Raw genomic sequence first — 13,710 nt, 5'->3', positions numbered from 1 at the left:
ATAAAATATAGTGCCTCTGTGAATATTAACTTATATAAGAGACTAGGAGGTACTATATGAATTCTATAAATATAAACCCAAAAATCCTTGAAGAATATAAAATGAAGCTTTTCAAAGAATTAGTAAAATCTGTTTGGTATGAGGACATAGAAAAAATAGAAGAAATACCTATAAAAGTACTAGGAGATAATTTGAATGATAATTTTGATAATGAAACGATTATAAATTTAATGAGAGTAATAATGGGATTAGATCCAACTTATGAGTTTGATTATTCATTGGTAGACATGTTAAATGAAGCAACAAATTTAAAGGAGATTAACACTCCTATAATATCAATAATAAAGCAAGCATGTAAACACTGTGATAAAAATAGCAAAGAAGGTGCATGTTTAATTAAAAATAAGCATAGTAATTGTAATGAGACAAATACTTGTAACGCATGTGGAGAATGTATATCAAAATGTAGCCTAGGAGCTATATCAGATAAAATACAGTTTATTCCTATGATAAATCTTTTAAAAGAAGAAACTTGCCCAATATATGCTATAGTAGCACCGGCCTTTATAGGTCAATTTGGTTCAGAAGTTACTCCAGGTAAGATAAGGACTGCTCTTAAGAAAATTGGATTTGAAGATATGATAGAAGTAGCTCTAGCTGCAGACATGCTTACAGCAAAGGAGGCTTATGACTATTGCGATCATATGAAAAGTCATGAAGAAGGATATTATATAACAAGTTGTTGTTGTCCAGTATGGGTAGGATTAATTCAAAATAGCTTTCCAGAAATTTTAGAAAATGTGTCTCCATCTGTATCGCCTATGATTGCATGTGGAAGGGCAATAAAAATATTAAATTCTAAAGCAAAAGTAGTTTTTATAGGTCCTTGTATTGCAAAGAAAAAAGAAGCAACTATAGATGAGATAAAAGATGCTATTGATTTTGTATTAACATTTAAAGAATTAGAAGATATTTTTGATGCTTTAGAAATAAATCCATCCGAATTAGAAGAAGAAAATAGAGTTGAGGCATCATATTCAGGTAGAGTTTATGCTAGGACTGGAGGAGTAAGTAAGGCAATACAGATATCTTCAGAGAGAATAAATAAAGATATTAAATTTATTTCTCAATCATTTTCAGGTGTCAAAGACTGTAGAGAAGGACTGCAAAAGGTTATTAATAAAGAAATCGATGCAACGTTTATAGAAGGTATGGGTTGTGTTGGTGGATGTGTAGGTGGACCTAAGAGAATTATAAACGTAGAAGAGGGGACAAAGTATGTTAATGAATACTCAGAAAGTACAAAGATAGAGACGCCTTTTGATAATTTAAATGTATTACAATTTTTGACTGCTATAGGAATTAAAAAAGTAGAATCATTAGGAGAGAAAGAAGAAGAACAGATTTTAAAAATATTTAGTAGGGATATAAAAAATAGCAAGTAATTAGTGCAAATAACATTTGAAGAAGAAATTGTATGAGAGGGAGATTTGGGGGATGAAAAATAAATCTAATAAAATTATTTCAATAGTTATAGCTAGTTTAGTTATTATAGTAGGTGTATTAGGGCTTAAAACTTTCACAACAAAAAATGTTGAAGAAACCAGTGTATATAGCGAAAGAAGAGATGTTTTTGATAAAATAAAGAATGAAACTGTGGCTAATATAATGTATGAAGCAACATCTCAAACACATAAAGGCCCGGGACCTAGTCCGAAAAAAATAGCATATATAACTATAGATGATGGACCATCTAAATATACAAATGAGATACTAAAAACCTTAAAAAAGAATGATATAAAAGCTACATTTTTTATGATAGAAGGAAATATGAAAAATCATAAAGAAGAAGTAAAAAATGTACAAAAAGAAGGTCATAGTGTAGGATTCCATAGTGTAAGCCATGATATAAAACAGCTTTATAAAAGTCCTGAAACAACATTAAATGAGTTTGAAACTTGCAATAATACATTTTATGATATAACAGGAGATGTATCAAAACTAATAAGATTACCTTATGGAAGTAAGCCCTATATGCCGGATGGATCTCATGATATTTTAGATCAAAATGGATATCTAATGTGGGATTGGAATTTGGATACAGAAGATTGGAGAGCAACAACAGATAAAATCGTAAGTAATGTATTATACTATGGAAGAGACAGACAACACCTAGTAATTTTAATGCATGAAAAAGAACAAACAGTAAAGGCCTTAGATGGTATGATAAAGATATTAAAAGAAAGAGGATATACAATACTTCCAATAAAAGAATACATGAAACCTATGAATTTCTGGGATAAAAATTTATAAAATGTTGTTTTAACCTATACGGATTAACTAATTTGTATTTTATAAGTCATATATTGTTAAAATCTAATTATGGAGTGAGTTTGAAATTTTACTGAAAGTATAAATATTTAAATTAACATATATATTATCAGAAGTAATTGACAATAATAATATTAATTAGATATAATTAAACAATAAATTAAAATAAAAACTATGATAAAGAGGAGTATGTAAATACTACTAAAAGAGAGGAAGACTCACGGGCTGAGAAGTCTTCTAAGTATAGGTTTGCAGAAGGTAGCTTTGGAGTTTCTAAACTGAACTAATAGTAAGTTTAGACGGGTGGAATCGTTAAATTCTATTAAGAGCCAAAACTTTACTAGTAAAGTGATGGAATTAAGGTGGTAACGCGAGCTTTTCGTCCTTATTTAAGGATGAAAGGCTCTTTTTTTATAATCAAAGATATTTAAATTATAATATTTAGCTAACATGTCGCTCAAAGCGAATTTTAATTAATAATAAAATAAAAGGAGGTAATATAATGGAAAATACAAATTTATCAAAAACGTATAATCCTAAAGATTTTGAGTCAAGACTTTACTCAAAATGGCTAGAAGATGGGCTATTTAAATCTAAGCCAAACCCAAATAAAAAACCATTTACAATAATGCTACCACCGCCTAACATAACAGGGCAATTACATATGGGACATGCACTTGACCATACATTACAAGACATACTTATAAGATGGAAGCGTATGGACGGTTATGAAGCTTTATGGCAACCGGGAACAGACCATGCTTCTATAGCAACAGAAGTTAAAGTTGTTGAAAGAATAAAAGAACAAGAAGGAAAAACTAAGTACGAAATAGGAAGAGAAGAATTCCTAAAAAGAGCTATGGACTGGAGAAATGAATTTGGTAGAAAGATAGTAGACCAAATGCAACAGTTAGGAGATTCTTGTGATTGGGATAGAGAAAGATTCACAATGGATGAAGGATGTAATGAAGCAGTTACAGAGTTCTTTGTGAAACTATATGAAAAGGGTCAAATATACAGAGGAAACAGAATAATAAACTGGTGTCCAGATTGTAAGACTACTTTATCGGATGCTGAGGTTGAACATGAAGAGCATGATGGTAAATTCTATCATATAAAATACCCAATAAAAGGTAGTAATGAATTCTTAGAAATAGCTACAACTAGACCAGAAACAATGATTGGGGATACAGGTATAGCAGTAAATCCTGAAGATGAAAGATATAAGCACTTAGTAGGAAAACATGCAATACTTCCTATGATAGATAGAGAACTTATAATAGTTGCTGATGATTATGTTGATTTAGAGTTTGGAACAGGAGCAGTTAAGATGACTCCAGCCCATGACCCTAATGACTTTGAAGTAGGTCAAAGACATAATCTTGAAAAGATAAACGTAATGAACGAAGATGGAACTATGAATAAGTTAGCTGGTAAGTATGAAGGTATGGACAGATATGAGTGTAGAAAGCAACTTATAGCTGACTTAGAAAAAGAAGGATACTTAATAGCTATAAAAGATCATAATCACAATGTTGGTTCTTGTTACAGATGTAGAACAGTAGTTGAACCAAGATTATCTGATCAATGGTTCGTTAAGATGGACGAATTAGCTAAACCAGCTTTAGATATACTTAAAAACAAAGACTTAGAATTTGTACCAGATAAATTTGATAAAACATATTCTCAATGGTTAGAAAACATAAGAGACTGGTGTATATCAAGACAATTATGGTGGGGTCACCAAATACCAGCTTACTACTGTCAAGAATGTGGTGAAGTTGTAGTTTCAAAAGAAATGCCTAAAGCTTGTAAGTGTGGACACACTAACTTCAAGCAAGACGAAGATGTACTAGATACATGGTTTAGTTCTGCATTATGGCCTTTCTCAACATTAGGATGGCCAAACAATACAGAAGAATTAAACTACTACTATCCAACAAGTGTACTTGTTACTGGATACGATATAATATTCTTCTGGGTAGTAAGAATGGCATTTGCAGGAATGTTCTGTATGGATCAAACTCCATTTAAGCATGTATTAATACATGGCCTAGTTAGAGACTCAGAAGGTAGAAAGATGAGTAAATCTCTAGGAAACGGAATAGACCCATTAGAAGTAATAGACCAATATGGTGCTGATGCATTAAGATTCATGTTAGCAACTGGAAATTCTCCAGGAAATGACATGAGATTCTACATGGAAAGAGTAGAATCATCAAGAAACTTTGCTAATAAATTATGGAATGCATCAAGATTTGTATTTATGAATATAGATGAAGAGATAATGAATGGTGTAACTAGAGAGTCAGTTGAAGATAATATGACTTTAGCTGATAAGTGGATAATATCAAGAGCTAACAATGTTGTTAAAGAAGTTACAGACAATATGGATAAGTTTGACCTTGGTATAGCTGCTCAAAAGATATATGACTTTGCATGGTCAGAGTACTGTGACTGGTATATAGAAATAGTTAAGCCAAGATTATATTCTGAAGATAAAAAAGCTAAGCAAACTGCTTTATATACATTAACATACGTATTAGAAAAAATATTAAAACTTCTTCACCCATATATGCCATTTATAACAGAGGAAATATATACTCATCTTCCAACAGTAGAAGGAAGTATAGTAGTAGCACAGTTCCCTCACTATACTGAAACTGATAATATGGCTAAAGAAGAAGAAATGATGAACTTAACTATGGATGGTATAAGAAATATAAGAAACGTAAGAGCAGAAATGAACGTACCGCCATCAAAGAAAGCAAAGGTTATAATAGTTCCTACAGCTGAAAAGAAAGAAGCAATGGTTGAAGGTTCTGATTACTTCGTAACATTAGCATCTGCATCAGTAGTTGAAATATTAGAAGATGAAACTAATATACCAGAAGATGCTGTAAGTGTTGTTATAGAAGGAGTTAAGATATTTATACCACTTGATGAATTAGTTGATTTTGCTAAAGAAATAGAAAGATTAAGCAAAGAAAAATCTAAATTAGAAGGTGAAATAAAGAGAGTTAACGGAAAACTTTCTAACCAAGGATTCTTAGCTAAAGCTCCAGAAAGTTTAATAAATGAAGAAAAAGCTAAGAAAGAAAAATTTGAAGAGATGATGAAGTCTGTAGTTGAAAGACTTGAAAATTTAGAAGCTAAAATGAAGTAATATAAAAATATATATTATTAACAAAAATGCCCATTAAAGTAGTATTTATATACTTACTTTAATGGGCATTTTTATATACTAAGGGATTATAAATTATCTGGTTTGTGAATAATTTGTAATCCCAATCGCTAAACTTAAAAAGTTTCGAAAACGCATTACTCAAGCAATGGACGTAGTCGTTGGCGATATGAGTGAAGCGAATTTTTTATTTGAAAAAAATATATATTGATGGATTAAGCCAGAGTGGTGAATTTTTAATCACCAAAAAAGTTTTAAAAAAATGCTACTTTTTTATATCAGATTTGTAACTAAAAATCCATTGAAAGGTTTATCAAAAATAGTTTATACTACAAAAGTCGACAAGTTATTTGAAATAAGTATATTAGAATATAAATTTTATTATGGAGGTTAATGTATATGATAAAACATATTATACCAGTGATGTTATCGGCAGTATTATTAGTTACAGGATGCGCAAATAATAATATAGGTAAGACTGATAAAATAGAAGGTTCAAAACTTACATACTCTAATTTAATAGATGATAAAACTCAAAATGAAATTAAAAATATATTAATAGAAAATAAAATAGAGGAAAAGCAAGCAAACTATTTTATTAAGATTGTACAAGACTATAATAATAAATCAGATATAAATAAATTAAAAACATCAAAAGATGGATTCACATCTATAAAAACTCAACAAGTACCTTATGATGAAGGATACTTAGGTGAAAAATGGGATATGAAAAAATTAAATTACATGGATTTTAACTGTAGATTAACAGCATTTTCAATATTTAAAAAATATGTTAATTCAGGAGAAAAGTTTAAAGGTGATGATAGAAATTTAATGTTTGATATAGATGCTATAGATAATAACCCTATAAGTAGATTTACTAAAGAAGATGTTGATAAATTTATTAACTTATATGTATCTATTCCAGTAGAAAATTCAAAAGATGTAGAAAAACATACACAAGCAATTATAAAAGAATGGGAAAAAAGAAAGATATCATTTGTAAAAAATGAAACTGTGTCAATGATAAATGTGTTCTTACATGCACCAGAGGATAATGAGGTATTTGTAGGACATGCAGGTATTTTAATAAAAACTAAAGATGGATTATTATTTATTGAAAAATATGGACCATCTTTACCTTATCAAGTTTCTAAATTTAAGGATAAAGCAGAGTTAAAAGCTTACTTAATGGATAGATTGGATAATAATACATCTGGTGATGGGTCATCAAAGCCAATAATTATGGAAAATAATGAATTAATGAAATAAGTATAAAAAGTCACTCTATTTTGAGTGACTTTTTATACTTAAATGATATTTTAAGTATTGACCTAATATAGTTTTTATTGCGAATAAAATATACTATAATAAAATAGTAAGAATAAACCAATGATAATTTGACTAAGGGGGATAATAAATGAACTATCAAGAATCATTAAAATATATAGAAGAAACTCATAAGTTTGGAATCAGGCTAGGATTAGATAATATGAGTAGGCTTTTGGAACTTTTAGGAAATCCTCAAGATAAAGTAAAAATAATACATGTTGCAGGAACTAATGGTAAGGGTTCAACATGTTCATTTATAACGAGCATATTAAAGGAATCAGGATATAAAGTAGGACTTTATACATCTCCTTTTTTAGAAACTTTTACAGAAAGAATAAGAGTAAATGGAGAAAATATACCTAAAGAAGATGTAGCAAGAATAGTTACTTTAATAAGAGAAAAAATAGAGCAAATGGTGTCTGAAGGATACTCATATCCTACTGAATTTGAAATAGTTACTACTATGGCATTTTATTATTACTGTGAGCAAGAAGTTGATTTTGTGGCTCTTGAAGTTGGTCTTGGTGGTAGATATGATGCTACGAATATAATAAAAGGATCAGAAGTAAGTGTAATATGTTCGATAAGCTTAGATCATGTAAATATACTTGGAGATACTATCCCAAAGATAGCTTATGAAAAAGGTGGAATAATAAAAGAAAATGGGACAGCCATAGTTTATGATCAAAGTAATGAAGCAAAGGATGTAATAAAGGAAATTTGTAAAGATAAAAATGCCAATTACATAGAAGTAAAATTTGATGATATAGATATAAAAAAATCAGATATATACTCTCAAGTTTATAATGCTACTATAATGGGAGAAAGATATGAAGATTTAGAAATAAAATTAATAGGAGATCATCAAGTAAATAACTCAATACTTGCTTTAAGTGTTATAAAGTACTTAGTTGATACTAAAGGACTAGAGATAAGTGAAGAAAATATAAGAAAAGGTCTTATAAATACTAAATGGCCAGGTAGAATAGAAAAAATAAAAGAAATGCCAATATTTATAATAGATGGAGCTCATAATGAAGATGGAGCTAAATCTTTAGCAAAGGCAATAGATAAAAACTTTAAAGGTAAAAATCTAACTATGTTAATAGGTATGTTAGAAGACAAGGATATAGATGGAGTTTTAGAAATACTTATGCCGAGATTCGATAAAGCTATAGTAACTACTCCAGATAATCCAAGAGCTATTAGTTCTGAATTACTAAAAGAAAAGATATCTAAATATGTAGCTAATGTTGTTGAGAAAAAAGAAATAGAAGATGCTGTCAATTATGCATTAGAAAATTCAAATGAAGATGATGTAATAATAAGTGCAGGTTCTTTATATATGATAGGTGCGGTTAGAACTATAGTAAATAATAAGTAATTCACTTTAATAGACAAAAAAGTATCTAGGACATCCTAGATACTTTTTTGTCTAAAATATCTTCTAATGTATATTTATAAAAAACAGACTTAAAAGATACTAGTGCATTATTTATTATAGGCTTTAGTTTACAAGAATTACTTATATTACAAGAATTATTTTCTAAAGAAAAGCATTCGACAATATTTAAATTATCTTCTGTAACTTCAAGTAAATCACCTAAATTTATACGACTAGGATCTATTCCTAATTTTATGCCACCATTTCTTCCTTTAGAGGATGAAATATATCCACATTTAACTAACTTATAAACAATTTTTTTCACATGATGTGATGATAAATTAAGAACTGAAGATAATTCATCCACAGTAAAGTGTTTATCTGGATTATTTCCTAAGTGAATTAGTATTCTAAAACCGTAGTCGGTAAATTTTGATAGATTCATAAAATCCTCCAGTACTAATGTTTTGTATACAACTCTACATTAATATTATACATATATACATAAAAAATATAGATATAAAATAAAAAATGTGGCCCTATAGCCACAATTTTTTTATTTTAAAGCATCACGTATAGCTTTAGATAACTGGTCTGGACATGATGTAGCTTTTGATCCACAAGGTATATTTTCTAATTTATTTGCAACCTCATGAGCATCTTGTCCGATTACTAAGTGTTTTATTCCTATCATGTTTCCTGGACATCCGCCTACAAACTCAATGTCTGTTATTTTGTTGTTGTCATCTACATCAAATGACATTTCTCTGCAGCATACACCGCTTGGTTTAAAAGTTATTTTCATCCCATAAACTCCTATACATAATAATATTTTCAACTAATGATACCAAGATGTGGATAATATTGCAATATGTAAAAGATATGCATAGTACAAGCATTCTATTTAATATAGTATCATATGATATTTATTATAGGGAGGAGGATGTTATTTGAAAGTATATATTTCGAACTATCTATCAAAGAGTATCAGTGTGCTTAATTACGAGACGTTTAATTTAGAAGAAGATATAGAACTAGAAGAAAGAATTTACCCCCATCATTTTTGTATAGATAAAGAAAAATCGTTAATCTATATACCAAGTTCTAATGATGGAGTTTTGTATGTCCTAGACTTAATGACTAATAAGATTATAGATAACATATCTATAGGTGGTAGTTTAAGTCAAGTTGCATTATGTAATGGTGAACTGTTCGTGTCTAATGAAGATTCAAATAGTATATATATAATAGAACAAGATAGCTTAAATCCTATTGGTATAATAAGTGTAGATGAGATGCCACATGGATTTGATTTTGACCATGAAGATAATAGGTTATATGTACCCTGTATAAATTCTATAGTTTGTATAGATACAACAAACAAGTGCATAGATAAAAAAATAGATACAGAATTTAAAGCGTGGCATATAAAAATAGATACAGAAAAAAATGAAATATATACATCAACTTTAGACGGAAAATTAGTAATATTAGACGGAACTGATATGAAAGTGAAAAAAATAATAGAGGAATTTTTATTACCTGTGCAAATATGCTTTAATTATAGTAAAAACAGAGTATATATAGCAGACTTGGGATATAAAAGTATAAGGATTTTAGAATATGAAACGGGAAAATATCTAGAATCTATCGAAGTAAATGGAAATCCCCAAGGATTAGAAATATCTAAAAATGAAGAATTATTATTTGTTTCGGACACTCAGAGAAATTCTATAAAAATATATAGTACTTTAGATAATAGTTTATTAAAAGAGGTAAAAGTAGGAAAAGAGCCTACAACCATATTATGCTTGTAGGCTTAATTATTATCACGTATAAGTAATTCGATTACTTCTGCATACATGTAAGAAGCATTTTTCTTCCAGTTATTGCAAATTAAATTGGCTTGCTTTTCTGAAGAAACATTTAAGTTTAAATCTATTAAATTAGATTGATTTTCTATAACTCTTAAATTAACAATAAATTCATGATCACTTTGTTTAACAAAACTTGACTTTACTTGAGTATCAGATAATAAACTTTCTTTATTATTATTAATATACTCATCTATTTTTTTTGTCACATCTTCTGGGATTCTAGATAAGAAATATTCTAGTATCTCAAGCCCTTTTTGAGTAAGAGAGTAATATTCTCTAGCAGAGTCTTTGTATGTAGTTAAAAATTTGGATTCCATAAGTTGAGATAGAAATTGTTGAAGAGAGAAATAATTCATCATTTCTGTTTCTAATACAACTTGTGTTATTTGAGAATTAGTTAAATCCATATTAATTTTATTTAAAATATATAAAATTAATAGCTTATGAGAAGCTAATTCTTCAGATGAGTTTTCAAACATAATATCATCCTCCGTAAACTATTTCTATATAATATATTAAACTAAAATATATAAAAATAAAAGCACAATTTATTTAATATTATATTTGAGTATAATTTGAATAATTTTGTAAATAAAAAGGCTACCAAAATGGTAGCCCTTTTTTTACCCAGGTGTCAGAATTTTAATCTACTTCCCAGCCATTTGTTGTTCAGCCATTTCAACTAATTTCTTAGTCATATAACCACCAACATATCCGTTTTGTCTAGCTGTTAAGTTACCTTTATCAACAGTATCATAGTTAGCTAAACCTATTTCATTAGCTATTTCTAATTTCATTTGGTTTAAAGCAGCTTTAGCTGCAGGAACTACAGTTTTGTTGTTGTTTGAACTTGACATAGTAAAATTCCTCCTTAAGTTGATGTTTGACAACGAATTATACTCTTTCGTTGTTAATACTAATTTGCCCACGAATATGATTTTATATACTATTTTTTTAAAAAAAATATTTTTTTAAGATTCTTTTCTATTCATTTTTATTTTCTTATCTTTTCTTATACCGTTTACAGTACTGTGAATTTCTCTTGGATGAACGTTATTTTTAAATACTGAATTATCGTGAATACTTTCTCTTTCTCCATTTACATTTTTAGGTATATTATTTAAAGTTGCCACCAAAATCACCACCTTTTAATATGATTAAATTTAGTTTCTCCAAATAACAAATTTATTTTAGTAGTAATTTTTTGAAATTAAAAAAATAAATTTTAAGTATAGGATAAATTATTATAAGGAGGTGTAGCATGAACAGCAGATTAAAAAAGACTAAGTCATTAATATCTAGTATTTTTTTTCTAATGCTAACATTAATATTATTATTTGCTTTAGTTTATGGAATAAGATATTTTTGCTACAAGCAAGAAAATGCAAATATGCCTATATATAAGGTTGATACACAAGAGAAGAAAATAGCTTTAAGTTTTGATGTTGCATGGGGATCTGATAATATAGATGAAATTCTAAATATATTAGATAAATACAACATAAAATCTACATTCTTTTTAGTTGGAAGTTGGATAGATGATAATGAAGAACTTGTTGCTAAAATACATAAAAAAGGACATGAATTAGGAAATCACTCAAATACTCATGCAAATACAAAAGAGTTATCAGAAAAGGCAATAGTACAAGAACTAGAAGTAACATCAAGTAAAATTGAAAAAATAACAGGGGATAAAACTACGTTATATAGACCGCCTTTTGGGGATGTAGATAATAAAACTTTAGAAGTATGCAAATCCTTAGGATATAAAGTTGTTAAATGGGATGTGGATTCTATGGACTGGAAAGAAATAGGACCAAATCATGTAATAGAAAGAGTAGCTAGAGGCTCACAACCAGGATCAATAGTATTATTCCATGCAAACATAAGTAATGTAGAAGATTACTTAGATTCAATAATAAGTAACCTTCAAAAAGATGGATATGAAATAGTTCCAGTGTCAGAACTAATACATAAGGACAATTATACGATAGATAGCAACGGAGTACAAAAAATTAAAGATTAAATAGATATTAAGAAACTGTAATAAAAAATAAACTTAATCAATATATTTATTATATAAAAAAGATAAAACATAAGAATTAACAATTGTGGGGGGAGAAAAAAATGATAACTGTTAAAGACGATACTAATGTAGTAAACCTAAGGGGAGAATTAGAAGAAAATTTAGAATTTAGTCATGAGATATTTGGTGAAAAATTCTATAATACTAAAATAAAAATAAATAGACTTAGTGATTCATATGATGTACTTCCGATAACTGTATCAGAAAGATTATTAGAGGAAATAGATTTTGAAAATAATAAATCTGTTAAGGTAGTAGGCCAATTAAGATCTTATAATAAAAATATTGATAATAAAAACAGATTAGTTCTTACTATATTTGTTAGAGATATAAAAGTCTGTGATGAAGAAAATAAAGACCCCAATAGTATATTCTTAGATGGATACATATGCAAAAATCCAATATATAGAAAAACTCCATTAGGAAGAGAAATAACTGATTTATTAGTTGCTATAAATAGGCCATATAATAAATCAGACTATATACCATCAATAGTATGGGGAAGAAATGCCAAGTTTGCTAAGAGTTTAAAAGTAGGGGATAGAATACAAATGTGGGGAAGAGTACAAAGTAGAGAGTACGAAAAGAAGACTGATGATGGAGATGTTCTTAAGAAAGTTGCATATGAAGTTTCTATATCTAAAATAAAGAAAACTAGTGAAAATAACAATGAATAGGGTTTCATAAAAAACATTGAAATTTACCTATTGAATAGTTCCCTCGGATTGATTATAATCTATTCTATGATGATTTATATAAATGTATAAAATAAAAGAGGGGGAACACTGTGAAAAGCGTATTATATCATGATTACGAGCCTAATGCTGATTTGATTGATACTTCTGATGATGTAACATGTTTTTTAGATACTATCAAGTATAATATAGGAAACAATATATTACTTGTTGGAGAAATAGGCAATTTAGGAAAAAGATTAAGAATGTTAGGTGTGTATGTAACGATACTAGAAAATAGTGCATATGAGGATGTATGTTACTCTTTAATACACAATGAAAACTGTAGCGTTGTAAAAGGTTGTTTAGAACTACTACCGTTTGAAGATAAATATTTTGATAAAGTTATAATATTAGATCACTTTAATAATACTAATAATTGTAGTAAAGCTTCAAAAGAAATAAATAGAGTTTTAAAGAATAATGGAGAACTTATATTAGAAGATTTAAATCTAAAAAATTTAAAAGTCAAGTTAAAGCATTTAAAGCGTAAGTTATGTGGTGAAAATATAACATATCATTACCCTCAAGATATAATCAATATGTTCTCAAGCTTAAACTTTGAAGGTACTCTTAAAGAAGTTCAAAATGAAAGATATATTTATATAGGAAAAAGAAAGTAGATAATGTAAAATAAAATATATAGATAATAAAAATAAAGACTAGGTTATCCCTAGTCTTTATTCAATATGATGATGAATTTATAAATTCAAACTGTAAACTTGAGCAATATGTTGATTACATGAAGTGTAGCACCAAAGCAATAGCTTAAAATGTTTCGC

Annotated in this window: 14 protein-coding genes and 1 other annotated feature; of the genes, 9 read left to right on the top strand and 5 right to left on the bottom strand. The window is 28.2% G+C overall.

What is annotated here, in order from left to right; translation table 11 throughout:
- Positions 1-56: 56 nt before the first annotated feature.
- The 5 genes from JNUCC81_RS17040 to JNUCC81_RS17020 all read left to right on the top strand — a co-directional run bounded on the left by JNUCC81_RS17040 (position 57) and on the right by JNUCC81_RS17020 (position 8,231).
- Positions 57-1,445, top strand: coding sequence for a [Fe-Fe] hydrogenase large subunit C-terminal domain-containing protein (locus JNUCC81_RS17040; RefSeq protein ID WP_454094553.1), 1,389 nt, complete (start codon positions 57-59; stop codon positions 1,443-1,445).
- Positions 1,446-1,497: 52 nt separating this feature from the next.
- A complete protein-coding gene (locus JNUCC81_RS17035) occupies positions 1,498-2,313 on the top strand; it encodes a polysaccharide deacetylase family protein (RefSeq protein ID WP_454094552.1) in 816 nt (271 codons plus the stop codon).
- A gap of 183 nt (positions 2,314-2,496) precedes the next feature.
- Positions 2,497-2,721 (top strand) — a binding site (T-box leader).
- A 112-nt stretch (positions 2,722-2,833) separates the two neighbouring features.
- Positions 2,834-5,497, top strand: coding sequence for a valine--tRNA ligase (locus JNUCC81_RS17030; protein ID WP_454094551.1), 2,664 nt, complete (start codon positions 2,834-2,836; stop codon positions 5,495-5,497).
- A gap of 417 nt (positions 5,498-5,914) precedes the next feature.
- Positions 5,915-6,787, top strand: coding sequence for a DUF4300 family protein (locus JNUCC81_RS17025; RefSeq protein WP_454094550.1), 873 nt, complete (start codon positions 5,915-5,917; stop codon positions 6,785-6,787).
- Positions 6,788-6,935: 148 nt separating this feature from the next.
- Positions 6,936-8,231, top strand: a complete 1,296-nt coding sequence (locus tag JNUCC81_RS17020) for a bifunctional folylpolyglutamate synthase/dihydrofolate synthase (protein ID WP_454094549.1) — start codon at positions 6,936-6,938, stop codon at positions 8,229-8,231.
- A gap of 25 nt (positions 8,232-8,256) precedes the next feature.
- Here JNUCC81_RS17020 and JNUCC81_RS17015 read toward each other — a convergent pair whose 3' ends face one another.
- Together JNUCC81_RS17015 and JNUCC81_RS17010 are read right to left on the bottom strand one after the other, a co-directional pair.
- Positions 8,257-8,676 (bottom strand): RrF2 family transcriptional regulator, encoded by a 420-nt coding sequence (locus tag JNUCC81_RS17015; protein WP_454094548.1) that lies wholly within the window; start codon positions 8,674-8,676, stop codon positions 8,257-8,259.
- 111 nt (positions 8,677-8,787) lie between these two features.
- Complete coding sequence (locus JNUCC81_RS17010) at positions 8,788-9,036, bottom strand: TIGR03905 family TSCPD domain-containing protein (RefSeq protein WP_208333924.1); 249 nt, start codon at positions 9,034-9,036, stop codon at positions 8,788-8,790.
- A 145-nt stretch (positions 9,037-9,181) separates the two neighbouring features.
- Here JNUCC81_RS17010 and JNUCC81_RS17005 point away from each other — a divergent pair, with 145 nt between their 5' ends.
- On the top strand, positions 9,182-10,048 hold the full coding sequence (locus tag JNUCC81_RS17005) for a YncE family protein (protein ID WP_454094547.1): 867 nt from the start codon (positions 9,182-9,184) through the stop codon (positions 10,046-10,048).
- A gap of 2 nt (positions 10,049-10,050) precedes the next feature.
- On the opposite strand, the gene JNUCC81_RS17000 is transcribed toward JNUCC81_RS17005, so the two are convergent.
- From JNUCC81_RS17000 to JNUCC81_RS16990, 3 genes are all read right to left on the bottom strand, one after another.
- Positions 10,051-10,587, bottom strand: coding sequence for a DUF4364 family protein (locus tag JNUCC81_RS17000; protein ID WP_454094546.1), 537 nt, complete (start codon positions 10,585-10,587; stop codon positions 10,051-10,053).
- 168 nt (positions 10,588-10,755) lie between these two features.
- Positions 10,756-10,965 carry an alpha/beta-type small acid-soluble spore protein gene (locus tag JNUCC81_RS16995; RefSeq protein WP_042276113.1) on the bottom strand — a complete coding sequence of 70 codons (210 nt, stop codon included), beginning with the start codon at positions 10,963-10,965 and terminating at the stop codon, positions 10,756-10,758.
- A 114-nt stretch (positions 10,966-11,079) separates the two neighbouring features.
- Positions 11,080-11,241, bottom strand: coding sequence for a hypothetical protein (locus tag JNUCC81_RS16990; protein WP_154658903.1), 162 nt, complete (start codon positions 11,239-11,241; stop codon positions 11,080-11,082).
- A 128-nt stretch (positions 11,242-11,369) separates the two neighbouring features.
- On the opposite strand from JNUCC81_RS16990, the gene JNUCC81_RS16985 reads away from it, so the two are divergent.
- The 3 genes from JNUCC81_RS16985 to JNUCC81_RS16975 all read left to right on the top strand — a co-directional run bounded on the left by JNUCC81_RS16985 (position 11,370) and on the right by JNUCC81_RS16975 (position 13,551).
- Complete coding sequence (locus tag JNUCC81_RS16985) at positions 11,370-12,134, top strand: polysaccharide deacetylase family protein (RefSeq protein WP_208333927.1); 765 nt, start codon at positions 11,370-11,372, stop codon at positions 12,132-12,134.
- A 101-nt stretch (positions 12,135-12,235) separates the two neighbouring features.
- The gene (locus JNUCC81_RS16980; RefSeq protein ID WP_208333928.1) at positions 12,236-12,871 is read left to right on the top strand and encodes a single-stranded DNA-binding protein; all 636 of its coding nucleotides are present in this window, start codon (positions 12,236-12,238) and stop codon (positions 12,869-12,871) included.
- 110 nt (positions 12,872-12,981) lie between these two features.
- On the top strand, positions 12,982-13,551 hold the full coding sequence (locus JNUCC81_RS16975; protein ID WP_208333929.1) for a class I SAM-dependent methyltransferase: 570 nt from the start codon (positions 12,982-12,984) through the stop codon (positions 13,549-13,551).
- Positions 13,552-13,710: the final 159 nt, after the last annotated feature.

The sequence above is a fragment of the Faecalimicrobium sp. JNUCC 81 genome (assembly GCF_053667625.1).
Note: the sequence above shows the minus strand (reverse complement) of the source record. Positions and strands in the feature narration are given on the sequence as shown.

What these genes read in the sequence shown, in the direction of transcription:
- JNUCC81_RS17040 (WP_454094553.1), top strand. Translation starts at nt 57, where the DNA reads ATGAATTCTATAAATATAAACCCAAAAATCCTTGAAGAATATAAAATG.
- JNUCC81_RS17035 (WP_454094552.1), top strand. Translation starts at nt 1,498, where the DNA reads ATGAAAAATAAATCTAATAAAATTATTTCAATAGTTATAGCTAGTTTA.
- JNUCC81_RS17030 (WP_454094551.1), top strand. Translation starts at nt 2,834, where the DNA reads ATGGAAAATACAAATTTATCAAAAACGTATAATCCTAAAGATTTTGAG.
- JNUCC81_RS17025 (WP_454094550.1), top strand. Translation starts at nt 5,915, where the DNA reads ATGATAAAACATATTATACCAGTGATGTTATCGGCAGTATTATTAGTT.
- JNUCC81_RS17020 (WP_454094549.1), top strand. Translation starts at nt 6,936, where the DNA reads ATGAACTATCAAGAATCATTAAAATATATAGAAGAAACTCATAAGTTT.
- JNUCC81_RS17015 (WP_454094548.1), bottom strand. Translation starts at nt 8,676, where the DNA reads ATGAATCTATCAAAATTTACCGACTACGGTTTTAGAATACTAATTCAC.
- JNUCC81_RS17010 (WP_208333924.1), bottom strand. Translation starts at nt 9,036, where the DNA reads ATGAAAATAACTTTTAAACCAAGCGGTGTATGCTGCAGAGAAATGTCA.
- JNUCC81_RS17000 (WP_454094546.1), bottom strand. Translation starts at nt 10,587, where the DNA reads ATGTTTGAAAACTCATCTGAAGAATTAGCTTCTCATAAGCTATTAATT.
- JNUCC81_RS16995 (WP_042276113.1), bottom strand. Translation starts at nt 10,965, where the DNA reads ATGTCAAGTTCAAACAACAACAAAACTGTAGTTCCTGCAGCTAAAGCT.
- JNUCC81_RS16985 (WP_208333927.1), top strand. Translation starts at nt 11,370, where the DNA reads ATGAACAGCAGATTAAAAAAGACTAAGTCATTAATATCTAGTATTTTT.
- JNUCC81_RS16980 (WP_208333928.1), top strand. Translation starts at nt 12,236, where the DNA reads ATGATAACTGTTAAAGACGATACTAATGTAGTAAACCTAAGGGGAGAA.